This is a genomic window from Opitutia bacterium ISCC 52, assembly GCA_014529675.2.
Classification (GTDB): Bacteria; Verrucomicrobiota; Verrucomicrobiia; order Opitutales; family UBA2995; genus UBA2995.
Genome location: CP076040.1, coordinates 4,404,326 through 4,428,048, shown reverse-complemented (window position 1 = coordinate 4,428,048; position 23,723 = coordinate 4,404,326). Strand labels below are relative to the sequence as shown.

The 23,723-nt window shown below is 48.5% G+C and carries 19 protein-coding genes; 12 read left to right on the top strand and 7 right to left on the bottom strand.

Annotated features, from left to right (window positions below):
- The first annotated feature begins 85 nt into the window (after window positions 1-85).
- On the top strand, window positions 86-2,254 hold the full coding sequence (locus GA003_19125; GenBank protein QXD28085.1) for a thioredoxin family protein: 2,169 nt from the start codon (window positions 86-88) through the stop codon (window positions 2,252-2,254).
- A 31-nt stretch (window positions 2,255-2,285) separates the two neighbouring features.
- On the opposite strand, the gene GA003_19120 is transcribed toward GA003_19125, so the two are convergent.
- Window positions 2,286-3,023, bottom strand: a complete 738-nt coding sequence (locus GA003_19120; protein ID QXD28084.1) for a CBM9 family sugar-binding protein — start codon at window positions 3,021-3,023, stop codon at window positions 2,286-2,288.
- Between the two features lie 259 nt (window positions 3,024-3,282).
- On the bottom strand, window positions 3,283-4,692 hold the full coding sequence (locus GA003_19115; protein ID QXD28083.1) for a sulfatase-like hydrolase/transferase: 1,410 nt from the start codon (window positions 4,690-4,692) through the stop codon (window positions 3,283-3,285).
- 114 nt (window positions 4,693-4,806) lie between these two features.
- Here GA003_19115 and GA003_19110 point away from each other — a divergent pair, with 114 nt between their 5' ends.
- Window positions 4,807-5,298, top strand: a complete 492-nt coding sequence (locus GA003_19110) for a hypothetical protein (protein QXD28082.1) — start codon at window positions 4,807-4,809, stop codon at window positions 5,296-5,298.
- A gap of 32 nt (window positions 5,299-5,330) precedes the next feature.
- Here GA003_19110 and hrpB read toward each other — a convergent pair whose 3' ends face one another.
- On the bottom strand, window positions 5,331-7,856 hold the full coding sequence (gene hrpB, locus GA003_19105) for an ATP-dependent helicase HrpB (GenBank protein QXD28081.1): 2,526 nt from the start codon (window positions 7,854-7,856) through the stop codon (window positions 5,331-5,333).
- Window positions 7,853-8,035: a cupin domain-containing protein gene (locus tag GA003_19100; GenBank protein QXD28080.1), complete on the bottom strand. Its 183-nt coding sequence runs from the start codon at window positions 8,033-8,035 to the stop codon at window positions 7,853-7,855. The genes hrpB and GA003_19100 overlap by 4 nt, the downstream gene beginning before the upstream one ends.
- Before the next feature lie 133 nt (window positions 8,036-8,168).
- Here GA003_19100 and GA003_19095 point away from each other — a divergent pair, with 133 nt between their 5' ends.
- From GA003_19095 to GA003_19055, 9 genes are all read left to right on the top strand, one after another.
- Window positions 8,169-8,663, top strand: a complete 495-nt coding sequence (locus GA003_19095) for a dihydrofolate reductase (GenBank protein ID QXD28079.1) — start codon at window positions 8,169-8,171, stop codon at window positions 8,661-8,663.
- A 339-nt stretch (window positions 8,664-9,002) separates the two neighbouring features.
- Complete coding sequence (locus GA003_19090) at window positions 9,003-9,551, top strand: DUF4252 domain-containing protein (GenBank protein ID QXD28078.1); 549 nt, start codon at window positions 9,003-9,005, stop codon at window positions 9,549-9,551.
- Between the two features lie 9 nt (window positions 9,552-9,560).
- Complete coding sequence (locus tag GA003_19085; protein QXD28077.1) at window positions 9,561-10,049, top strand: hypothetical protein; 489 nt, start codon at window positions 9,561-9,563, stop codon at window positions 10,047-10,049.
- A 293-nt stretch (window positions 10,050-10,342) separates the two neighbouring features.
- Window positions 10,343-11,599, top strand: a complete 1,257-nt coding sequence (locus GA003_19080) for a DUF1552 domain-containing protein (GenBank protein QXD28076.1) — start codon at window positions 10,343-10,345, stop codon at window positions 11,597-11,599.
- A 276-nt stretch (window positions 11,600-11,875) separates the two neighbouring features.
- Window positions 11,876-14,527 carry a DUF1592 domain-containing protein gene (locus GA003_19075; GenBank protein QXD28075.1) on the top strand — a complete coding sequence of 884 codons (2,652 nt, stop codon included), beginning with the start codon at window positions 11,876-11,878 and terminating at the stop codon, window positions 14,525-14,527.
- 266 nt (window positions 14,528-14,793) lie between these two features.
- Window positions 14,794-18,060 carry a hypothetical protein gene (locus GA003_19070; protein QXD28074.1) on the top strand — a complete coding sequence of 1,089 codons (3,267 nt, stop codon included), beginning with the start codon at window positions 14,794-14,796 and terminating at the stop codon, window positions 18,058-18,060.
- A 196-nt stretch (window positions 18,061-18,256) separates the two neighbouring features.
- Window positions 18,257-19,111 (top strand): hypothetical protein, encoded by an 855-nt coding sequence (locus GA003_19065; GenBank protein QXD28073.1) that lies wholly within the window; start codon window positions 18,257-18,259, stop codon window positions 19,109-19,111.
- Between the two features lie 163 nt (window positions 19,112-19,274).
- Window positions 19,275-20,135, top strand: coding sequence for a hypothetical protein (locus tag GA003_19060; protein ID QXD28072.1), 861 nt, complete (start codon window positions 19,275-19,277; stop codon window positions 20,133-20,135).
- 239 nt (window positions 20,136-20,374) lie between these two features.
- Window positions 20,375-21,220 carry a hypothetical protein gene (locus GA003_19055; GenBank protein ID QXD28071.1) on the top strand — a complete coding sequence of 282 codons (846 nt, stop codon included), beginning with the start codon at window positions 20,375-20,377 and terminating at the stop codon, window positions 21,218-21,220.
- 19 nt (window positions 21,221-21,239) lie between these two features.
- Here GA003_19055 and GA003_19050 read toward each other — a convergent pair whose 3' ends face one another.
- Window positions 21,240-21,470 (bottom strand): hypothetical protein, encoded by a 231-nt coding sequence (locus tag GA003_19050; protein QXD28070.1) that lies wholly within the window; start codon window positions 21,468-21,470, stop codon window positions 21,240-21,242.
- Between the two features lie 87 nt (window positions 21,471-21,557).
- Window positions 21,558-21,773 (bottom strand): DUF2892 domain-containing protein, encoded by a 216-nt coding sequence (locus GA003_19045; GenBank protein ID QXD28069.1) that lies wholly within the window; start codon window positions 21,771-21,773, stop codon window positions 21,558-21,560.
- 135 nt (window positions 21,774-21,908) lie between these two features.
- On the opposite strand from GA003_19045, the gene GA003_19040 reads away from it, so the two are divergent.
- Window positions 21,909-22,187: a metalloregulator ArsR/SmtB family transcription factor gene (locus tag GA003_19040; GenBank protein ID QXD30481.1), complete on the top strand. Its 279-nt coding sequence runs from the start codon at window positions 21,909-21,911 to the stop codon at window positions 22,185-22,187.
- On the opposite strand, the gene GA003_19035 is transcribed toward GA003_19040, so the two are convergent.
- Window positions 22,184-23,620, bottom strand: coding sequence for a sulfatase (locus GA003_19035; GenBank protein QXD28068.1), 1,437 nt, complete (start codon window positions 23,618-23,620; stop codon window positions 22,184-22,186). The genes GA003_19040 and GA003_19035 overlap by 4 nt on opposite strands.
- Window positions 23,621-23,723 lie beyond the last annotated feature (103 nt).

The window sequence follows — 23,723 nt, the reverse complement described above, 5'->3', positions numbered from 1 at the left end:
TTGCCTGGGAAAATTTAAAATTTGTATGATTCAAAGATAATTGGTGGAAATAAATGCTATAGGGAGTCAGTCCCATTCATATACTATGAAACGAATACCCATTTCGATCTTGGCATTATGTGCCCTTTTTAGCCTAGGCCCCAGCTTATCGGGCCGGGAAGTGGTCACTGAGCGTGTAGCGCTTGAGTTGGTTGCAGAAAACAATGCTCTGATTCCCGGACAGAAGAGCACGGTGGCGGTTCGTATGACAATGGAAGATCACTGGCATACATATTGGGCAAACCCTGGAGATTCTGGATTGCCCACCGAGATTGTATGGACACTTCCCGAGGGAATTACAGCAGGTCCCATTCAATGGCCAGCACCTCAGTGGATCGACTATTTTGAAATGGTTTCCTATGCATACGAAGGTGAGATCCTTTTGTTGGTTGATTTAGAGGTGCCCGATGGTTTTGAGGCGACTGGCCAGGTTGATTTGGCTGCCAGGGTTGATTTTCTCGTTTGCAAAGAGGCCTGTATCCCTGGTGGGGCTGATCTAACGTTGAGTTTGGATGTTTCTTCAAATCCTGGTCCCGGCTCGCATCATGCTCAAATTCAGACCACGAGAAAACAATTACCTGCGGAACTACCCGATTGGGAAATGAGGGTGGTAGGCAATGGTGAGTCCTTCGCTTTGAGCGTGCTAGCACCAGAAGGACAGGATTTTAATGGAAGAGAGGTCACTTACTTCTCCCTCGATGGTTGGATTGCTCCTTCTAAGCCACGAACTTCTTTAGCAGAAGGAAGGGTGCTTACGATCGTAATGCCAAAGACGGAGTATGCTCCCGAAGAAGGCAAAGATCAGTTTCGGGGAGTACTTGTTTCTGACAAGCCGTGGGATGCTGCTGGAGATTACCTGGCATTGGCAGTCAATTTAACCTATTCTGTGAATGAAGAAGTCGTAAGCTGGCTTGCTTCAGTGGGAGGAGTAGACGCTGGAATCTCCATGGGCAGTGGCAGCGTAGCCAGTTCAGAGGGGGCGTCTAAGGGTTTTATCACACTTCTCCTGTTCGCAGTAACCGGAGGGTTGCTTTTGAATCTCATGCCCTGCGTTTTTCCGGTTCTGTCTATTAAGGTCTTGGGATTTGTTCAGCAGGCTGGGGAAGATAAGTCCAAGGTCAAAATCCACGGTATGATATTCACTCTTGGGGTCATTGTATCCTTTTGGTTGCTTGCCGGAGTCTTCTTAGCGTTACGGTCAGCCGGTCAGGAAATTGGCTGGGGGTTCCATTTGCAGGCACCTGGGTTTGTCGCGGTGCTTGCGAGTATCATGTTTCTCTTTGGATTGAACCTCTCTGGAGTTTTTGAAATTGGAGAATCTCTCACAGGTGCCGGAAGTGAACTTCAAGGGAAGTCTGGTTATTCCGGATCCTTTTTCTCGGGTGTTTTAGCGACCTTGGTAGCTACACCTTGCACAGCTCCCTTTATGGGAACGGCTGTTGGAGTGATCGCCACTTTATCGGCTGTTCAGTCCATGGCGATTTTTACGGCCCTAGCGATTGGGGTGGCTTTGCCTTACCTGATCCTTTCGTTTTTTCCGGCTTTTCTAAATGCCATGCCTCGGCCCGGAGCGTGGATGGAAACCTTTAAGAAAGCCTTGGCCTTTCTCCTATACGGCACCGTGGTTTGGTTGGCTTGGGTCTTTGGCAATCAAGTCGGCGTAAACGGCATGGGAGCATTGCTCATGGGCTTAGTCATCATGGGAATTGCTGCCTGGGTCTGGGGGAATTGGGGCAGCCTCGCAAAACGTAAGTCAGTTCGTACGATTGCTTTTGTTGTCGCTTTACCTCTTTTGTGCACAGGCGGTTATCTCCAATACTGGGCCTCAGGCTTAGAGCCTCCACACATCTCGATGGGTTCTGAAAAAACCGATGCTATAAACTGGCAGGCTTATTCCCCGGAAACGGTCAGTGCCATGGTAGCAGACGGCAAAACGGTCTATGTAGACTTTACAGCCACCTGGTGTCTCACCTGCCAGGTAAATAAGAAGGTAGCCTTCGGAAGTGACGAAGTTATCCAGTACTTTAAAGAGAATGACATCGTCGCTTTAAAAGGAGATTGGACTCGAAGAGATCCTGTAATCACACGGGAGCTTCAGCGTTTCAAACGGAATGGTGTTCCGACGAATATCATATACCGCCCTGGCGGAGAAGATACATTGCTTCCAGAGGTGCTTACACCTGGAATTGTGCTGGACGCCCTTCGCGAAGGTTAAGCGGCCTTAAGTTGGACAAAGCCAGCCTTAATTATTCAGTAGCTTTGCGTCGCTTTACAACAATAACAGATGCGACGAAGCCTACTAATCCAAAAATCATCGCGTATGTAGATGGCTCAGGGATGGCTGCTGCCAACTGGATTTCTGACCATTCGGTTGCATCGTCCCAAGCGTTTGAATTAGATGTGTTCCAGAACAATTGTGTTTCACGTTCACTACCATCATCGTCATTGATAACTCCCATAAAGGCGAAAGAATTTCCTATTGTAGGAGTGGTAACATTTAGAGTAGACCAAGGATTGGAAACTTCCACCACATAGCTATTACCCACTGTATCCTGAGTTCCCCAAACGATACCTGTACTAGGTGTGTCTATCGGTGAAAATTCGATCTCCTGCAGCAATGCATTGGAATTTGGGTTAAACCTATATTGGAATCTATCTAAACCATCTAAGGTGTGGTTCGGTACCGCCGAACCTGGAAATGTACCTTCAAAATTAAGCTCTACCGAATCGTCATTGAATGAGTTCAGATTGGTACTAATCCCATCTGCGGAATTTTCTCCTCGAATATCATCCGTTATCTGAAAGAGGGCGTAGAGATTTATACTATCCCATTTCAATCTTACGGTGCCCGATAGATCGCTGCTATCAGTAGGAGCAGTAAATCCGCTCCCCAGTGTAGCAATGTTGATTGCTGCACTCGCATCATCCCATTCGCCTGCACCAATGGTTCCTGTGGCGGTTACGGTGTTTGTGGATTGAAACACAGAAACTTGTCCGGAGAGGGGGGGGCATTGCAACGATGAGTGGCAAAAGGAATAGGAAGATTTTTCTCATTTTCCGGTAGGTTGGTATAAAAGCTAAGGCCAGAATTAGGTGTTTCTACTGAGAGAGTCAATGATTTCTAATCTCATCGGTTACGGGATCAATCTCCCAGAAATGAGGGTAATTATCGTCAATCTTTACTAAATTTTTAGCTAGGTCCGAGCCTAACGATTCTCTGTTAGAAGGACTGTAAAGCCATGATTAAGAACCTTTTGAGGCGTTCCCTCGAAGGATGGCGCTCGCTTCCTTGTGATCCAACTTGGTGGTCGTGAAGGAATAGAATGGATCATCGTGCTCTTCCATCCACTCGTCCAGCTTCTCGCGCAATTCGGATTTGATGTCCGAATAGCTGTTATTGTCAGCCAAATTGGAAACCTCATTGGGGTCCTCCTCTAAATGGTAAAGCTCCTCTCCCCAATCGGTGTAGAGGTTGTATTTCCACTCATTCGTGCGAATTGTTCGGATCGGGTTCACCCAGGTTTGTTTTCCATAGTATTGGCCAATTACGAACTCTCTCTCTTTTTGATTTTTTTTGCCCTTGAGTAGCGGCACTGCCGAATGACCGTGGGTTTCAATAGCCTTAGCTCCTGCGAGATCCAATAGGGTAGGTACGGTGTCTACGTTGACCCACTGATGGTCTGTTTCTTTGGGCCCCTTTACGCCGGGTATGCGTATGCTTAAGGGAATACGCATCATGTGCTCGTACATGAACGGGCCTTTGAAAACGAGTCTGTGAAAGGTGTCCATGTCACCGTGATCCGAAGTGTTCACCACGATGGTGTTTTCCCAGAGTCCTTCATCCTTCAGTTTTTGGATCACGCGTCCAATGTGGTCATCGTAGAGTTTTACCTTTTGGCGGTAGAAGTCGCGGTAGCCTTTCCAAGTGTCTTCGTCTGCATCGACAATAAACTCTCCTTGATTGTGCTCCATAAACTCACGGTGTACTTTCGGCACCGAATCGAAATCCTTCTTCTTCCAGGATTCACCAAGTTCTACATCGTCAATCTTTACCTCACTCTTTCCAGGTTTGTAGTGATAGATGTCGTGGGGATCCAGATACATCAGAAACATCGCCCACGGACGGTCGCTATTCGTATGGCGTTCTAGAAAGTCGATTCCCTTTTCGGTGACTTTGGGGTCTGGGCCCTGTTTATAATCTTCATCCCAGCCTTTATTGGCAATCGGGTCAGCCCCGAGGTGCCATTTTCCAAAGAGCGCAGTTTTGTACCCCGCATTTTGCAGGAGGCTCCCAATTGTCGGTAAGGCGAGTTCCGTGCCTCCGGAGGCGTTGCTGTTGTTCATCATCTCCGTCTTGTGCGGGTAGAACCCGGTCAACATCGATGAACGACTAGGAGAACATTGTGGAGTCGTGCAAAAGGCGTTTTTGAAGACAGTGGACTCTTCGGCCAGTGCATCTTGGTGCGGCGTATCAAAGAAGGCATCTACAAACCCTTGAGCCTCCCAATGCTGCTGATCTGAGCAAAGGTAGAGAATGTTCATGGGTTTCTTTTTAGCATCGGAGTGTGAAGCCCCAGATAGTATTTTTGGCAGCGACATACTGCCGACCGCTGCTCCGGTGGATTGAAGAAATTGACGACGAGATTGTTTCATAGGGTATTTGAAAAAGAGCCTTTAGTATCTCGATCAAATAAAACGGGTCAATCCCTTGCATTCTATCATTCCAGGGTTGCGCTTTCCGTCAGGGTTGTTACGCAGTTGTGTAGCTTGTCTAAACTCATCCTCAGTTTATTTTTTCTACCGCTGCTCATTGGCTTTGTAGGATGCGAGTCTTCCAGCTCGGTAACTTCGAATTCGCCAGATACCAGCACTCCTGAAGATGCAAGTGAACCTGTGGAGATGGCTAAGGCCATCATAGAAGTTTCTGAAGATCAGGTTAAAGAGGCGGAAATGAAATATCGTTTGGCTTCACAATTACTGCAATTTGCAGGCCCCATCGATGATCTCAGTCCCGAAAGCAAAAATGTTCGATGGCTTGCCGCCGACCTGATCCAAACCGCCGTAGAGCTGAATCCGAACGAGTTTAAATATTATCGGGATTTATTCATGACCTACATGGTATTTCAGGAGCCCGTACGTGCTTTTGACGCCATTGAGCCTGCAACCACCGCGCCCGAGCTCGCCAATGAAGTCGCCGAGTTTCAGTCGTTGGTCTTCGGAGCGCTTGAATTTGCCTCCCTCATCGAAAACGATTCCTGAGGATTACGCTCGGTAAAATACGAGCCTAAGCATTACCTCCATTCATGTTTCGGGTATCGTCCTGCCAGTTCCTTTTTGATGGAAGGATAGGCTGAGGTCCAAAAGGTTTCTAAATTGTCGGTTATTTGAACGGGACGTTGATTGGGTGCTAGGATTTCCATTCTTAATGGAATTTTTCCATCTGCCAAACTAGGCGTTCCTTTAACCTCATAGAGATCCTGGATTTTGGCCGCGATTACTGGAGGATCGTTTTCAGAATAGCGTACCTTGCAGCGCCGCCACTCGGTCAGCTGGATACGCTCCGGGGCAAAGTAATCGAGAGCAGCAAGTTGTTCAGTGGAGAGCCATGCCTTGAGCGTCGGCCAGGGATCACGGTCCTTGATATCTTTGTAGCCATATCCTCCATGGCAGATATGTTCTAGAAGGTCGCTTCGGTCGTCCTCCGAAATCGTAGGTAGCTCCAAATCTGGCATTGCATCCGCAAGAAAGTTCAAACGAGTGATCCAGTTTTCTACCGAGGTATCCCACTTTTTTAGTTTTAAAGTTCCATCAGCCACCTTGCCAGCCAAGAGCCGGGCTGCCTTTTCGGCCGATGGCTCCGGCAAGGGTCCGGATGAAAGCGTAAGATCGCGAAAGCGCCTTTCTCGAACTGCCTCTACACGTCGTATCGATGGGTTAAATACAACCTGCTCCGTATCCGAGAGATCCTCAGGAAACAATTCTTCCAGCCACGATTCTTCTACCGCCGATACTTGGCCCAAAATCACGGAAACATCTTTGCCTTGGATTTCGTTGATTTCCAAAGGGACAATCAGTGAGTGGTCTGTAACGACTGAATTGCGGTTCAACTCACCCCGTCTTTGGTGAACCAGTTCGCACCGCTTCGTTCCTTTGTCCAGACGTTTAGCCAATTGATCGCTGAAGCCGGTGAGTATGGATTTTCGAAATCCGATCCCATCTTCGTCGATTTGCTCCATTCGGAGCCCTTGGCTTTTCGCTAGTTGTCTCAGTTGGATGTAAGACCTTCCAGCTTGACGAGCAGAACCCGCATGAATGGCCAAGGCTCTGCAAGCATCTACCTGAAATCGGTAGCCTTCGGCATAGTGGTAGGCTTGTATTTCAGCGAATAAGTCGGAGCTCGTTTCCTCGCCAAAAATGTTCTCCCGTTCCTTTTCTACTCGCTTATCTCGAATGGGAAGCAAAAGGCTTTTTTCCTGGCTAATGGCAACTGCCAAGCAAACAGAGGGCACCGCTCCATACTGATCTGCCTCAATCAGCATGCGGGCATGTCGGGGGTGGCACGGGAAGGCTGCCATGCGCGCGCCCATTTGAGTCAGTTCTCCCGACTTGGTATCCAGGGCACCAAGTTCCTTCAGCAGCCCAATGGCTCTCTCAAAACTATTTAGTTCAGGTGCTTCGACCCAGTTAAACGATTCCAGGTTCTCGATCCCGGCGGTCTTTAAAACGAGCAATGTTTCAGCTAAATCAATGCGATGGATTTCGGGTATGTCCTGATCAGTTCTGGCTTCATGGTCTGATTTTGACCATAAACGAAGACAAACTCCTGGGGCGGTGCGCCCGGCACGACCGGCTCTCTGATCTGCCGATGCTCTACTCGTTTTATTGATCAAGAGCGTGTTGATCCCACGATGAGGATCATAGTTGGCACTCCTGACCAGCCCACTGTCGATGACGGCTGTGATTCCATCGATGGTGATGGACGTTTCGGCAACATTGGTAGCCACGATCACTTTTCGGGAAGGGTACTTTTTTACCGCGGCGTCCTGCTGCTCGGGAGGAAGGTCGCCATAGAGAGGGAGCACCTGCCAGCCTTGGGTGCTGCGGTCGTGTTCCAGCTCCGCGATAGTTTTGCGAATTTCAAAGGCTCCGGGCATGAAGATCAATGCGTCCCCCTGGCTATGCTCTTGGCTCCATTTACGGAACGCATCTCGAGCAGCTTCCCAGACAGGTCTTTGATTTCCTGTTCCTAATGGTTGGTAAGAAATCTCAACAGGGAAGGTTCGATCTTCAGTGGTGATGACCTCGCTATCAAGCAGGTAATGTTGAAGGACATCTGTTTCGAGGGTCGCTGACATCACCACGATTAATAGATCGGGCCTGGACTCCTGTTGTAATTTCTTGGCCAGAGCCAAAGCGATGTCGCCCTCAATATGGCGTTCATGAAACTCGTCGAATACGATGGCGGATATTCCGTTGAGCTGCTTGTCACCCAGCAGTTGCCTTATCAGAATACCCTCAGTGACCAGTCGCAGACGAGTGGATTGGCTGGTCCGGTTTTCAAATCGGATTTGGTAGCCGACTTCTTCGCCGAGCGATACACCGCGTTCTTCCGCAATTCGTTTTGCGAGCAACCGTGTGGCCAACCGCCTGGGTTGTAATACAACTGCCTGACCATCTTTCAGCAACCCACTATCCAGCAGCATCTGGGGGACCTGAGTGGACTTACCCGATCCGGTAGGGGCTTGTAGAATGATCTGGTTTGTTCTGTGAGCGCTGGCAACTAACGCTTCTTCAATCGCGAATATAGGGAGGCTCATTCGAGGTAGACAGAATTGCCCTCAACCCAGGCCGGAACGCAGGTGGCGATGAATACAACATCCTCCTCGGTCTCGTTCCAGATCTTGTGATGGGTGTTCGCTTTTATAACGACACAATCTCCAGCGGTGATGGTGGTCTGTTCTTCGCCAAGTAGCATCTGTGCCGTTCCTGAAACCATGGTGTACGATTCTTCCGCCTCAGGGTGATAGTGTTTGGCGGCTATTATTCAAAATTAATCGTACTTTTGGAGGAATCTGCAATTTCTGACTTTTGGTCTTCATCTCCCTGGAACAGATCGATCTAGTTGGAGCGTGAAACCTATTTACATCATCGTGGCGTGCTCCGAAAACCGGATTATTGGCAAAGACGGGGGATTGCCGTGGTCGATTCCAGAAGATACCGATTACTTCAGAAATAAGGTTAAGGGCGGCATTGTTATTGAGGGGCGTTGCTGCTTTGAGGAAACCGGTGAAGCTTTTCCCGATTCCGATACGATTGTGCTGAGCCGTGATCCTTTGTTTTCCCCACGGGGAGTGCTGGCTGCGGTTTCCTTGCCACTCGCTCTGGAGTTAGCCCAAGGGCTAGAAGGAGACGGCCCGATCTGGATTTGTGGAGGGGAGTCCATTTATGAAGAGAGCCTGCCTTTGGCAGAAAAGTTATATCTGACTGTTGTGCATGCTGAAGTTGAAGGAGATACGTCCTTCCCAGAATGGAAGGATTATTTTTCGGCGGAGTTGGAATGCCGGAAAAGCTCAGACGAGAGCTTCAATTATACTTTTTTCGTTTTAGCAAAGGAAGCAAGGTAGGGGGCGAGGCTTGGGATCAGAGAAACAGTGATGTTTTTTCTAGAGCGGTAGGCATTCATTGGTAGGGCGACCTCGCCGACCGTGTCGGGTCGAAGCCTTGTGCGAAGCCTGAGGACGCCGAACGTCGTTGTACGCGGACAGTGCTGGTGTCGTCACTTCGTTCCTCGAAACGGCGATCTGTCCCTACCTTAAATGTGGCGCGGTAGGGCGGCGGCATCTGGTCGGGTAGACGGAGTCTTCGCCATTTTGTTAAGAGAAATTAATTTTTCTGCGACTTCCGAGGTGTCTCCCGGGTTACTTGTTTATCACAAGCACATAAACCTTTAATCCAACATGCACATGAAACAACTAATCGCCTTACTCGGCACATCTATCGTTTTGGTAACAGTTCCCTTAATGGCAGCTGATTCCTTCGAAACGAATCCCGGCTACATCAACTTTGAAAAGTATGTCGGAATGCACGCTGAAGAATCTAAAGTAGAAGTTCAGCTCAAAGGACCCTTGCTTCGCCTTGCTGCTTCGATCGTTGAAGCTCAAAACGAAGACGTCTCCAACCTCATCAGTAGTGTCGAGCTCGTTCTGGTTCACGTCTATGAAGTGACGGAAGACAACCGGGAGCAATTTGCAGAGAGCGTTGCCAACATAGCTGACAACCTCATCGATCAGAATTGGGAGCAGCTCGTTACTGTAAAAGACGGTGTTGAAAACGTCGCCGTATTTGCAAACATGCCATCTGATGAAGCCATCGTAGTCAGCGTCGCCTCGGGCGAAGAAGCCGTCTTCATCAACATTGTCGGAAACGTCGCCATCGAAGCCCTCGCTGACCTTGGAAAACAGCTCAACATACCGCAGCTCGACAAGATCGGCCAGATGCTGGAGGAAAGCTAAAATGAAACGATGTATTTATACCGTGGGGGCGGTTGTCGCCCTCACATTTCTCTTTGTAGGTTGTGGGCCGAGAACGCTCACTTACAAGACGTTCGCGAAGCCGTGTTCGATGGGCAGGAAAAGCTAAACAAGAACATCGAACTTAGCCTGGGATTTATTCCACTTAGAATGGCCAAAACGGTAACGGCTTTCATCGATGAACCAGAAGTGCAGGAAACCCGCCAGTATCTTGATCGTGTTAGCCGCGTCGATGTGGGCGTGTATGAAGTCCAGGGATCCCTTAATTCCAAACGAAGCGCTGCGGCTCAACGCGTACAAGCTAGTATGGAAGCTCACGGGTTTGAACCTGTCGTGATTGTTCGGGAAAAAAGGAAACCGTTGGCGTTTATGCGCCTACCAAGGAAGACAAATTTCCTAATGAGTTATTTGTTGTGGTCATGGCAGAGCGGGAAGTGGTGCTGGTTAGACTGCGCGGAGAACTCGAGGACATCATCCTGACAGCTGCAAAGAACCACGCTCACGAGCTGCCCAATTTTGAGAAAGTATTTAAAGAAGAGATCGTCCTATAAAATAGGCGAAAGTAGAAGTACTGAACTATAGAGAAACGGAATCCGGTAAGTCCTGCTTACTGGCACTATCCTCCACTGGTATCGCGTTGTTACCGGTGGGGGATTTTTTATAACTCGTTCGATGATCGAACCCCATGAAAACCTGCTTCACACTGCATTTTCACGATATCAGTTGATTTCGAGTCACGTTTGCCATTTTCTCCTCCACCGATGAAAACAGGGATGCATCGAAGACAGTTTCTTAAAGGGGTAGGTGTGAGTCTGGCGCTTCCTATGTTGGAATCGTTTAGAATGCCCGTCTTGCAGGCTGCGGTAGGATCTGGGCAGGTAAAACGATTGGTCTGTATAGGGACTTACCTGGGCTTTCATCGAGAGCATTTCTTCCCAAAGCAAGTAGGCAAATCATTCGAAATGCCTCATGTGCTTGAGCCTTTAAAACCGTTTCAGGACAAACTCTCGATATTCAGCGGTTTGGATCACCGGGGTCGCAATGGGCACGAAGGATGGAAGGCATGGATGACAGGTTCAGCAGCTGGCTCCGTTTCACTGGATCAGCTTGTAGCCGATCATGTGGGACACCAGACTCGCTACGCCTCCATGCAACTTACCTGCGGTGCGGAATTAGGCGGTGCTCAGATGAGTTTCACCAAGGAAGGGGTGGCTCTTCCAATGATCGGCAGGCCGAGTGTTTTCTACCAAACGCTTTTCCGGTCCGATAGTGACAAGTCGCGGATCGAGTATGTCCTGAAAGGCAACTCAAGTATCCTCGACGATGTCCTCGAAGAAGCGAAGTCGATTCAAAGGCAGGTCTCCCAGAGCGATCAAGAAAAGCTCGATGAGTATTTATCTTCTTTAAGAGACGTTGAGAAAAAGCTTCAGAAACAGGAAAAGTGGTTGGAAAACCCTTACCCAACGACCGATTATCCATTGCCCCCATTCGATCCCGTATCGCCGGAGCAGGCCCTGCATTGTGAAACGATCATGTATGATCTTATGGGATTAGCGCTGACGACCGATTCTACCCGTGTAATGTCTTTTATGATACCGGGAAGAACTCAGGTATTTGAGATTGAGGGTGAACGACTGAGTACCGGTTACCACGCTTTGTCCCATCATGGCAATCAGCCCCAGAAGATCGCCGAATATAGCAGGATTGGGCAGGAGCACGTGAAAAGCTTTGCCCGCTTTGTCAGAACGCTCGATACCCACCGCGATGCGGAGGGTAAATCGCTTCTCGATTCAACCGCGATTGTATATGGAAGTGGTATGGGAGATTCGAATACGCATGATAATACAAATCTTCCTACGCTGGTGGCTGGCGGCGGGTTGAACCATGGAAACCACTGGGCGCATGATCGCAATTCAAACAACCCACGCCTGCTTGGTGATTTGTACATTTCCGTGATGCAACAGCTCGGAATGGATGTCGACCAGTTCGCTGGAGCGAGCCGCAATCTGAACGAGTGTTTTTCATCCTAGTGCGAATCATAAAATGCATCTCATGACTTGCACGAGTAATGGTTTTCTTTATGGGAACGGCATGTTATTTTGGTGTCGTTGCACTCGAAACCTGCTTCGCTCGTTGAGGTGTCGTCAGCTTCGTTCCTCGGTAGCGGGGACCAGCCGTCGCCAAAAGACTGTGGCAAGGCACGCGCAATTGCCCTACCAATATTGGTTTTTCTATGATGGTAGGGCCAGAGCGTCTCGCTCTGCCGCTTCGAGTCACTTTTTTGGGCGAAATTCCATAAGTTTTTAATGAGGACTTTTATCTGCAGTTGTTGTTTTCTGATCTCGGGATTTGCCTTAGCGAGTGAGGAGTTACCCAGACTAGCCTTAGGATTTTTTAAGAACCATTGTTTTGAATGCCATGCGGGTGATGACGATTTTATCGAAGGCGATGTGAATCTTGAAATGACCTCTGTGGATTGGTCTGCGGAAGGAACGACTGATTTTTGGAGCCAGGTGTACGAAGTTGTCCATTCAAGTGACATGCCTCCTCGAGATGCGGAGTCATTCCCCAGTTCTCAGGAGCGTGAGGATTTTCTAGCCTGGCTTGGGCGCGATTTAACGAAGCATGCGCCCGTTGGGGGCACTTCACCGCGCCGGCTCAATCGCGTGGAGTATGAGAACACCATTCGGAGCCTGTTCAATTTACCCGACTTTGAAGTGTCAGCATCATTCCCAACGGATGACACGGCGCATGGCTTTGATAATGTCGCTTCAGGACTGATTCTGTCTCCTCCGTTGCTGGCTCAATATTTCGAAAACGCGGCGGCTGTCGTCGATGAAGTGTTACCGGCGCCAGTTGCACTTCCCGAAGCGGAGCCTCTCGAATACCCGCATGCTGTGAGCCCGAATTTGGGTGGTGACTCTGCGGAAGGCCGTGGTGTCTATCGGATCGTTTCGTCGAGGAACAGAGCCAATGATGCTGCTTGGACGGCTCCCTTTGAAGTATCGGTAAGTGGCATCTATCAGGTGCAGGTTGAGGCCCGACCTTTTCAGACCGGAGACATGTTTTACGCGCCGAGGGATAATCCCTTTCGGCTGGAAGTCTATGCCCGACAGAATGGCGAAGATATATACGGCCCCTTCGAAAACTTCAGGTATCTAGGGGCTTTCGATGTCCCTGTGCATGAAAAACAAGGAAGTACTTTCGATATGGAGGCGGAGCTCTTTGTGGGAGAGGTGGTTGGATTTCGATGGGCCGATGGCCCGATGAGGTCTCCCGCGGGTGCTCACGGAGGGTTAGATCGCACGTTTATCGATGAGCGATTATTGAGGAGCCGCAAATTCCACGCAGCCAATTTAAAATTTCAAGGCGGTCCAAGAGGAACAACGGGAGCCGAGTTTTACGAAACGATTCAAGACCTGATGAAGAGTGACGATCTCGACTTGGACGATCCGCGATTGGATTCGCTGCCTGAGCGTTACGGTGGAGGCTTCTCCAATGGCTTTTCCAACTGGGCTATCAAATATGCATCCGAGGAAATGCTTCGCTTCGGCCCAGCTTTGGATATTCTAGACGCTTCGATCAAGGGCCCTACACGGGTGGTTTCAGATCCGTTAACGCGCATGCGCTTGGCTCGCTCCGAGCGATTCCTGGGGGAGCGACCATCCGAGTTGTCCGATATGGAATTTGCCAGGCAGTTCCTGCAAAAATTCTTAACCCGGGTATTTCGAAGGCCGGTGTTGGCGGATCAGCTCGAGGACTACCTTGCTGTGGTTCGAAGCCATCGGCGTGAGTTTCCCGAAAAACGTGTGGAAGACGCCCTTCACCTGGCCATCCGGCGTGCCTTGGTTTCTCCTCATTTTCTTTATCGGGGTTTAAGGCCGGGAGCTTTGGATGACTGGGACCTGGCGAGTCGTTTGAGCTATTTCCTGACTAGTGGGCCACCCGACGCAGAGCTGCTAGACTTGGCAAGGCGAGGTGAACTATCGAACGCTGAAACCTTGGGAAAAGAAGTTCGGCGCTTGTTGGCTAAACCTGAGAGGCAGGAATTTATTCGCCACTTCACCGGACAATGGTTGGGCACGCGCATTCTCAAGGATATTATGCCCGATCCGCGCTTGCTCAAATTCATAAACCAGGACCGGGATGCCATGATCGCAGAGACTGAGATGTTCTTTGAAGAGATCCTGCTTGAGAACCACAGTTTAGATACCTTTATCGATCCGGGATTCAGTTATCGAAATGAGAGACTGAACAAGATTTACGGAGGCGATCTTAAAGATCGGGACATGGAGCGGGTCACATTTCCCAAAGGATATATTCAGGGCGGTCTGTTGGGCATGGCTTCCATCATGATGGCTACCGCCAACGGGGTGGATACGCATCCTGTTCATCGCGGCGTCTGGTTGCTTGAGAATGTACTGGGTCAGTCAACTCCGCCGCCACCGCCTGATGTTCCTGCGGTGGCTCCCGATACAACTGGAACAACGACCATGCGTGAGCAGATGGTGGCGCATCTGGCCGATCCGGCTTGTGCTCGCTGTCACCAAAAGATCGATCCGCTAGGGTTTGTCATGGAAAATTTTGATCCCGTAGGACGGTGGCGGGAATTTTACCCTGTCTACACCGTGGGAGCCTCTGTCGAGCTGGACGCGGAGTATTATGCCAATCAAGGGAAAGGAACTCGAAAAGGTCTGGAAATCGATTCGATGGCCGAACTTCCCGATGGTGCCCCGTTACGAGATGTTACTGACTTAAAACAGTACCTTTTGGACAATCCCGAATTGTTTGCGAGCTGCCTGACCGAAAAATTGCTCATCTATTCAACAGGACGAGAGCCGAATTTCGGTGATAAACGCCTTGCTGAAAGCCTCGGGGGCACATTTGCCAGGCATGGCCAAGGATTCCAGGATTTGATCGTCGAAATCGTCACAAGCGACTCTTTTAGAACTCGCTAAGAAACTGGGGGATTTTACCGCAACTGGTCTGTACAGGTGGGTGTTTTGCGCTTATATTATTATAAGATGCCGTCTAGCGACAGGTTGGCATTGACCAACCGGATTTAGTATGTGCAGAATGAATATTGATTGAAATGAAATTGATAACGTTTTCAGACCTGAAAATGCTAGAATTTCTCTTTCAGTTACATCTTTAGGGAAACCCACTACAAACTACTCAATCAGCAACTTGGTAAATTGCATTTCAAACCCATAGCTTAGACTCAATGAATAAACGACTCCAAATTCTGCTGTACGCATTGTTATCCGGTCTCATCGCTCCTTTGGCATTTGCCCAGGACACTTCGAATGAGGATAATGAAGTTTATGACCTTAATCCTTTCGAAGTAGATGAATCTTCTGACTTAGGTTACTCCGCCACGAACACCCTCTCGGGTACTCGTTTTAACTCCAGCTTGCGTGACACCTCGGCGTCCGTATCAGTCTGGACTCAAGAATTCATCGATGACACCGGTTTGACCGACATAGACGAACTCATCGATTACTCTCTAAATACTGTTCTGGATACCAATGATCAGGATGGAGCCGGAGGTAACTTCAACGTATTCACCAATGCGACCGCTGTTACCCAACGGATCCGGACACGTGGTATTGAGTCCAGTCGCGGTATCGACTACTTTAAAAGCATCATTCCTGACGACTCCTACAAAATTGGTCGTTACGACGATTCTCGTGGACCCAATGGGGTGCTTTTCGGTGTGAGCAACGCAGGTGGTTTGATTAACCAAACGTCCTTGGTTGCGAATACTTACCAGGACTCAGGTCGTGTTCGTTATAGCTTTGGTACTTCTAGCAGGAATCGTGCTGAATTCCGTTTCAACAAGGTCATTGTTGAAGATAAGTTGGCTGTTGTGGTTGCTGCCTTGAATCAGGAAAATGGGCACTGGCGCGATTGGATCAGTGATGACAAGGAACGGGCTTATGTTGCAATGACATGGAGACCTACAGAAAAGATTACCTTCCGTGCCAATTATGAAGACGGCATGCACCATAAGACTTCCATTCAGCAGAGCCCCATTACAGATAGAGGCCTTCCCTATTATGACCACTTAATTGCAAATGGATTGGATGGTCTAACTTTCAACCCTTACCGTGGTAATGGCCAAGGTGCTCGCGTTACTAATGCAACCCGAGCGGTGGGTGTAGGTGCCAGAGACGGAAATCCCAGAAGAAATGTGGACATACTTCGAAATAATGGGAGTATTCAAGGTGCCCAGAACCGATTTACTTTCATTGAAAATGATGGCACCTTTCACAACCTATCAGGTAGTTTTAATACCGTCGGTTACAATAACAGGGGCGTATTCCATCCGGATGGATCTCCTGGATATAACGATTTCGATACTTCACGAGTTAATCGTATCAACGACCAAAGCGTGCTTCCTTACCATTACAATCCTGGTGGCCCGGACTTTTATCGTGAAACAGACTTTGATATGTATTCTGCTTTCCTGGATGTCCAAATCACAGATAATTGGTTTTTCAATGTCCAGTTTGGTAAACAGGCAGCCGACATTGATGTGCCTCAAATTCAAGGATCGCGTCCAGAATTTCGTTTTGACCCAAATACCGTACAGGACACGGTGGACCCCAATGCTCCACCCAATCCATGGGTAGGCCAGCCCTATTTTGATGGGGACTATCGCAGGGATAAGAACATCTCACGATACGAAGAAATTCGTGCTTCTACTTCTTACAACTTAGATACCGGAAGTAACTGGTTGGGGCGGCACCGCATGGCTATAGCTGCATCCAAAGTGGATGAAACACAACGCCGAGGAAATACTTGGTTGGCTTTGGGTGGCAACCCTGCCCGTCGCGGAACTTTCTTGGATACGCAGGGTAATCGTTACGAAAATTCCAATTATCTCCACGCCGATAATCGTATCACGGTGCGAAACTATTTTGATTGGAATGATCGATCTACCTGGAAAGCGGGTAGCTGGAGAAACGTTCCTGCTACCGTAACCACAGATCGTTTTGGCCCGGATCAGTTTTCACCTGGTGTGATGACTACTTATCCAGTTGTCTGGGCTGAACAACAACCAGGAAACATCAACTATTTAATCAATCAGGTGACGGATTCCAGAATGGCTGTTATCCAGAGTCACTTCTGGGACGATCGATTGGTCATCACTTATGGTTATCGCGAAGATGAAGTAACCATCGATCGTGCAGGTCACTATCGGGATCCATTGATTGGTTGGATTCCTGATCTCTCTATCACTAAAGATACACCGTCGGATGAGAATACTATTCCTGGTGCTCCGCAGACCGATTTTGATGGAACCGTACGCACAGCAGGTGCCGTCTTCCACTTAACGGATAACATTTCTCTGGTGGCCAATACGGGTAGTAATATTGGCGTTCCTGACTTCCGCCGTACTGTATTCCCAGGTGGTGCGACTTCTCCTCCCCCCAATGGTGATGGCCAGGATTTTGGTATCGATTTCTCTATACTCGATAATCGAGTAAGTGGTCGTTTGGTCTATTATGAAACAGAATCCATTCAAGAAGTTGTTGGTGGAAGTCAGGCGTCCGCCCCAATGGAAAGAATATACCAGGCATATGAAGATACTCTTGGGGGAGCAGATTTGGAGTCTCTCTTAAACCGCCGCCAGGAATTAAGACCTGAAGTAAATGGACGCTTCCGCGACAATATCTCTAGTGGCTATGAAATGCGCATAACCGCTAATATCACCAACAACTGGCGGTTACAATTAAATGCTTCTAAGACCGACCGGATCGTATCCAATTCTTTTAGTAAGGCTATTGATTTCCTTGGGTTGACTAGGGGGGAAGATGGTCGCTTGGTTCAAGGTGTAACTGAAGTGGAGATCCCTGATCCTGATCCCGATGCCGAAGAAGGGGATACTATCGATACATTCGTGATTTCCAATCCGGGTGCTTATGAATCAGGTAAAGTCATTGCCGAATTCCTCGCCTTGGAGAGCCAACTTGGGGAAGGTCAGACTGTGGGTAATACGCCACAGGAGGGCTCCGGAAGTATCGCCGGTGAGATCTATGACTTGGTCGATAACGTGAACGATAATATCGAAACGGCTGAAAAACGCTGGGGCCTTCGTCCCTATCGTGTGAATCTCTTCTCAACCTACGACTTCAAGGAAGGTTTCCTCAAAGGCTGGTCCTTTATCAGTGGTTACCGTTGGCAGGATTCCAACATCATCGGTGAAGAAGATGGCGTGGAATTTTCCGGTGTGCCCATTGAGATTCTCGACCTCGGGTTGCGCTATCGCACAGCACGTGGAAAAGGATTTTTCGGTGGTGATGGTCGCTGGACCTTCCAGTTGAACGTGCAAAATGCACTGAACAACCGGACGATCATCCCAAGTCGTCTCGCCATTGATGGGAACATCGATTATCAAGTACCAGGTGGTCGTGGTCCCGCTTATGCGCGATTCGACCTACCGACACCTCGTGCGTATCGTTTCACCGTGACTTACGACTTTTAGGACTAAAGGCCACTTAGTGGTTTTTAAGTCTACCCAATTCAGCGCACCACCTCTTCCCAGGTGGTGCGCTTGTTTATGCAGCTCTGGAACAATTTGGTTAGGTAAGCCTCTAAATAGTCGATAACGATTATCGATTTGCACAATTGGCGTAACCGAGTTAGGTTACTTTTACGTTATATACCTAAAATCAGACATTATGAACTCATCAATCGGCCCAAACAAATTTACTTTTGCCACGTTGATGTGCATGACGTGTCTTGGACTCAATCTGGTCTCCGCAGGCGACCGGGTAGCCATCAAAGCCTTTGCTACAGACGAATATACGATCGAACGTGCACGCGATGAGTCCAAAAAAGTGCAAACCTACCACATCATGGAGGGTAAGTATTTTCCGGGAAATACGGACAGACCTAGTATGGAAGAGGTGGGTTTTATGGATATTGCCCAAGATTTGTCCCATAACTTGAAAAAGAATAAATTCTTTTCGGAAACCAACCAGGCCAAGGGCGATTTGCTCATTATGGTTCATTATGGAGTAACCGACCATCAGGCAGATTTCATGGAGATGTTCAGCATCGATTCGATTGATGATTTCGGTTTTCAAACTGAGAATGATGACGAGCTCTTTGAGGCCTCTTACCGGGAGGCATTCCAAGCAGATGTATTTAACATGCAAACGGTCAATGAAAGTAATGCGCAGCAGCTCGGTCACACCGCTCGATTACTGGGTATGGAAGAGATTTTTTCTTCCGGAGCCACGGATATGCAGGTTCACGAAATGCGCGCAATGCTGGAGCAGGAACGGTTTTTTATAGTACTTCAGGCGTTTGACCTGCCTCTCTACCGAAAAGGAGAAAAGAAGGTGGTATGGTCTACGCGCTACAGTATGAGTGCGAAAGGTAAGGACTTTGGGCAATCCATTGCTGAGATGAATTTTGTCGCTGGTGAATATTTTGGCCAGAACCGCAAGGGCATCAACCTGAAGCGCTCAACAGACGACTCTGACGTGAAGATTGGTGAGGTTGAAGTTATCGATGTCCCCACCAACTAGCATTGAGTAAGCTTATGCTCCTTAATTAACTCTTCCATCGAGGGCCTTTGGGCGATCGCTTTAAAAAACAGTCAACATAACCCCTATCAAATTTACCACCTTGTGGTAACCCCCCTGTCTAGAATTTCGTTATCCCCATACGAATAACCTCCTTAAGAATACTATGAACGCTCGATTTAAGAGACCACTCACTATTTTTATCTGCTTGTTGCTAACTGGAGCAACGATGCTTTTGGCCAAGGAAAACCGTGTGGCGGTAAAATCTAAAGCATCGCCGGAATTCTCGATACAACGAGCTGAGGGAGGGAAAAAAATCCAAACCTACCATGTCGCGGAAGGTAAATATTTTGGCGGAAATACGGATGATAAATCTATGGAAGGAATCACCTTTATGGATATCGCTAACAACCTCGCTGCCAACTTGCAGCGGCAAGGATTCTACTCGGCCCAGAGCGATGACGAAGGAGATCTTCTCATCGTAATTAATTATGGAGCCACTGATTACGATGCAGATTACCAAGAGCTAATGGGGATCGATTCATTGGACGACTTGGGCTTTGGAGCAGGTGCCGAAGAGAATGAAGAGCTGGATGAGTTTGAAGCGCAGGATGCCTTTATCTCGGATTTTAACAACATGCAGGCTATGAACGATGCGGGCAACATGGACAAGATCTTTAAAGCCAAATTGCTTGGTTTAGAGGAGCTCTTTAATGACAGCGCATCGGTTCAAGACGTCTACGAATTTGAGGATATGGTGAATGAGGAACGTTACTTCATTTTCCTGGTAGCTTTTGATCTACCTTCCTATCGCCAAGGCGAAAAGAAAGTGATGTGGAGCACCCGTTATAGTATGCGTGCCATTGGCCAACCCTTTGATGAAGCGATTGCTCAACTGAACACGGTCGCAAGCCACTACTTCGGACTCAACATGAAGGGAATGCAAAACCGTCGTGCGTCCGATAATTTCGAAGTCCAGATCGGTGAAATCGAGGTTATCGAAAGCGAAAATACGCAAACTAATTAGCGTTCTGTTTTTCTTTTGAAGGTATATCTGTTCCGGCTCTATACTCGGCGAAGAAATCTAATAGAGTAGCCGTCAATGCTCAAGCGAACCCGGAGTAGCTGCGGGCAAGGGCGATGGGAACTAAGCTGGGGTTTTAGCCCTAAAAAATCCCGTTTGACCCGATTCGGATTCTAGTTCATCGTCTCGACTGCATTGGTTCTCATGAAAGTACCCTTTAAAACGTTCAACCCCGTCCCGTCATGAAACACCCAAACTTTTCGCGTACCTTATCAATCCTCATGCTCATTGGGTTGTCCGCTGCCATGGCCCAGGCCAAGTCCAACCGTGTTGCGGTCAGAGCTGAGGCAACGAAAGAATACACTCTGTTACGTGAGAGAGACAATTCTGCCAAAGTCCAGACCTACCATCTTGCGAAAGGATTATTTCTTGGAGGTAATGTTGCAGATGAAAGCCTTGACGAAAGCTCCTTTGACGAGATTGCCGATGAGCTTGGGCATAACTTGAGGCGACAGAACTATTTCTCCGAAAGCGACCCCAACAGTGGAGATTTGCTTATTATGGTTCACTATGGAGCTTCGAACTTCATTGGCGATGATGAGGATGCTGAAATATTTGATATCAATGACTACCTCCCGAAAAAACGAAAAGCGAATGGAGAAGTGTATGAATATTCGCTGACAAAGAATGCTATTCCCAAGGTTCGGGGTCTTACATTGCCCAGCAATCGAAAATCTTTCGAAGAACGATATTTTCGTTCACGGCTTTTAGGTATGGACGACATTTATAGTATGAAAGTGACCGACTATGAAGCTTATGTTCAGGGCCAGTTAGCGGCTGAGGGGCGTTACTTTATTGTCTTAACCGCCTTCGATCTGCCGCTTCTTCGTAGCCAGGGAGAGAAGAAAGTGTTGTGGAGCACGCGCTATAGTATTCGGACGATTGGTCAGCCATTTGGTGAAGCGTTAAGAGAACTCAATTTCGTTGCAGGGCATTACTTTGGGAAAAACATGAAGGGTCTCATCTCCAAACGTGCCGACGACAAATCATTGGTCGAGTTGGGTGAGATTGAAGTGATTGGGAATTAGGCCCTTATGTCGCTTCGTTCTAAAAGCTGTATTTGCCGGACAGGTACACGTTTGAGTTCTTTTCGAACTGACCGAAAAATGTCGAGATCGCTTCACCCTCAAATAGGTTCGCTCCACCGCTGACCGACCATTGGTCATCAATCTGGTAGTCAACAGATGGGCGAAGGTAGAAGTCTTCATCACTGGGTGACCAAAAGGCAAAAAGAGATAATCTCAGGTTTTGCATCATTGCTAATTTCGTCAGCCGCATAGTCAGTAAATGACGAGTTTTGTCTGGCACTGATTACTACTACTAGGCGCGGACGATATAGTCCCGCTTCAGCAACCCAGATCATAGCTATTCTCCTTTGTCCCCAAAGGCGCACCCGCCGGTAAGACCCATGGCGCGAAATGCAGCTGCGGCAGGACAGAATCCCGTAAATGAAGACTGGATCATATTAAATCCGGCAAATGCCGTAAGAAAATGCCAGTAAGGGTGGACCCAATGACCCAAGGCTAAACTCACAAGGACTGCAAGCCCGGCCCATAATAAAACTGCGCGATCAATATTCATAATATTTTATTGTTGATTTCTTCAGACTCTTTAAGTCATTACTAATTAAGTAAACACTAAATAAGTAGTAGCTAATACAATATGCCTAAATCCTCCACTGTTAAATCAACCGCTTCGATCCCGAATCCCGAGGATATGGGGAAAGCCTTGCAGACGCTTACTGCGCTTGCGAATGAGCAACGCCTCCAGATCCTGTGTCTGCTTGCACAGGATTGGGAGATGACCGTTGGGCAGCTAAACGAGCAATTGGATCTGAGTCAGTCCGCCCTTTCTCAGCACTTGAAGAAATTGAAAGACGAGGGATATGTGCAAAGCCGGAAAGAGGGACTCAATGTATATTACCGCATCGGCAAGGACGATGTGTTGCGGGTTTTAGACCTGCTTCACGAACTCTATTGTAAGACTGAAAGTTAACCCTCCAGGATCGGTCCTGAATGGTTGATTTTATCTGCGCCGGTCGCTTCACCTGGAAGTTCTCCGCGGACGTCCTGGCCTCTTCTAGGCCCTTTTGGGCGGTCCGGTGTAGGGTTGTCGGGAATGTTGTCTCCTGTTTCATGAGCCCATTGATCTAGCACGGCTTCGAGTTTTCGCTGAATGGCTTTATGTTCGGGTTGTCCGGCTAGATTGGTCATCTGATGAGGATCAGCGCTTACGTGAAATAGTTCAATTCTTGGACGAGGGAGTTGGGGGATATCTTCCTGCCAGGCATGGGTTCTTCCTGTTCGGTACATGTCCCACAATTCCATGGCAGCTGGGTAATGCCAGTCATCACTTTCGGTAGCGAGGGCGCGTTTATGATTAAAGCTGTTTCGGATTAACATCCAATCTCCGTGGCGCACCATGCGCTCGTGAGCGGCGTAGACATGCCAATTGTGTTCCGAGAAAGTGAAGTCCCGAACCTTGATTTTAGGATTCTTCAGGACAGGTGCCAAGCTCACTCCTTGAAAGGTGGGTCCTTTCTCTATGCCCGCCAGTTCCAGGAAGGTGGGTGCGTAATCAATTACACTGACGAGTGATTGAGACCGACCCGGATTTATAGTGCCAGGTCTCCAGACGATGAGGGGAGTTTTGATGCCGCTGTCATACAGCCTGGATTTGCTGCGTGGAAACGGTCGTCCGTTATCTGCAGTGTATACAAAGTAAGTATTTTCGGCGATGCCCTGTCTCTCGAGTTCGGCTATCAGTTTTCCGGTGTAATGGTCGGTGCGACTGACCTCACTGAAATATTCCGCCAGATCCTGACGAGTACGGGGTCCGTCGTACATGAACGGTGGTACTACCATATCATCGGGGTCGTAGGCAGGCGAGTGTTCATCCATCTGCCAGTCACGGTGGGCATCGAAGGAGCCAAACCAGGCGAAAAAGGGTTTGTCCTTGGGTCGATCCTTCAATTGCTGGACCCAGTCTTCACTGCCTGAAGGCCTTCCGCCGTCGCTTCCCGTAATAAAACCAATTTTGTCAGGATCGTTCATGTGATTTTTCCCGGAAATCACAGTGTAGTAACTGGCATCCTTCAATTTCTGCACAAAAGTTACCTGGTCCTCCGGCAAAGGGAGATGAAGCTCAGGAGCTCCTGTATTGTGCGGATAACGACCGGTAATGATGCTGCATCGACTTGGGCTACAGCTGCTGGTCGTCAAATAGGCTTTGTCGAAAACCAAACCTTCCGCAGCAATGCGATCCAGATGGGGTGTTTTGGCCACTGTGCTCCCATAGGCCCCCAGATCATCTGCCGAAATGTCGTCGGTAATGAAAAAGACGAAATTGGGACGGTCAGCTTCCGAAATGGATGCGGCGAATAGGATGAATGCCAGAAGGGAAGGATACAGTCTTTGAATGATTTTCATTGGGAAGATGGAGAAAAGATACCCAGAAATTACACACGAGCCTCCCAATGGGACAAACTTTCTTATGCTTAAAACGGTATTTGCCTTGTTGGGGAGGGATGTT

Excerpts from the sequence above, each read along its gene's own strand:
- GA003_19125 (QXD28085.1), top strand. The coding sequence starts at position 86 with ATGAAACGAATACCCATTTCGATCTTGGCATTATGTGCCCTTTTTAGC.
- GA003_19115 (QXD28083.1), bottom strand. The coding sequence starts at position 4,692 with ATGAAACAATCTCGTCGTCAATTTCTTCAATCCACCGGAGCAGCGGTC.
- hrpB (QXD28081.1), bottom strand. The coding sequence starts at position 7,856 with ATGAGCCTCCCTATATTCGCGATTGAAGAAGCGTTAGTTGCCAGCGCT.
- GA003_19100 (QXD28080.1), bottom strand. The coding sequence starts at position 8,035 with ATGGTTTCAGGAACGGCACAGATGCTACTTGGCGAAGAACAGACCACC.
- GA003_19090 (QXD28078.1), top strand. The coding sequence starts at position 9,003 with ATGAAACAACTAATCGCCTTACTCGGCACATCTATCGTTTTGGTAACA.
- GA003_19085 (QXD28077.1), top strand. The coding sequence starts at position 9,561 with ATGTATTTATACCGTGGGGGCGGTTGTCGCCCTCACATTTCTCTTTGT.
- GA003_19080 (QXD28076.1), top strand. The coding sequence starts at position 10,343 with ATGCATCGAAGACAGTTTCTTAAAGGGGTAGGTGTGAGTCTGGCGCTT.
- GA003_19075 (QXD28075.1), top strand. The coding sequence starts at position 11,876 with ATGAGGACTTTTATCTGCAGTTGTTGTTTTCTGATCTCGGGATTTGCC.
- GA003_19070 (QXD28074.1), top strand. The coding sequence starts at position 14,794 with ATGAATAAACGACTCCAAATTCTGCTGTACGCATTGTTATCCGGTCTC.
- GA003_19065 (QXD28073.1), top strand. The coding sequence starts at position 18,257 with ATGAACTCATCAATCGGCCCAAACAAATTTACTTTTGCCACGTTGATG.
- GA003_19060 (QXD28072.1), top strand. The coding sequence starts at position 19,275 with ATGAACGCTCGATTTAAGAGACCACTCACTATTTTTATCTGCTTGTTG.
- GA003_19055 (QXD28071.1), top strand. The coding sequence starts at position 20,375 with ATGAAACACCCAAACTTTTCGCGTACCTTATCAATCCTCATGCTCATT.
- GA003_19050 (QXD28070.1), bottom strand. The coding sequence starts at position 21,470 with ATGCGGCTGACGAAATTAGCAATGATGCAAAACCTGAGATTATCTCTT.
- GA003_19045 (QXD28069.1), bottom strand. The coding sequence starts at position 21,773 with ATGAATATTGATCGCGCAGTTTTATTATGGGCCGGGCTTGCAGTCCTT.
- GA003_19040 (QXD30481.1), top strand. The coding sequence starts at position 21,909 with ATGGGGAAAGCCTTGCAGACGCTTACTGCGCTTGCGAATGAGCAACGC.
- GA003_19035 (QXD28068.1), bottom strand. The coding sequence starts at position 23,620 with ATGAAAATCATTCAAAGACTGTATCCTTCCCTTCTGGCATTCATCCTA.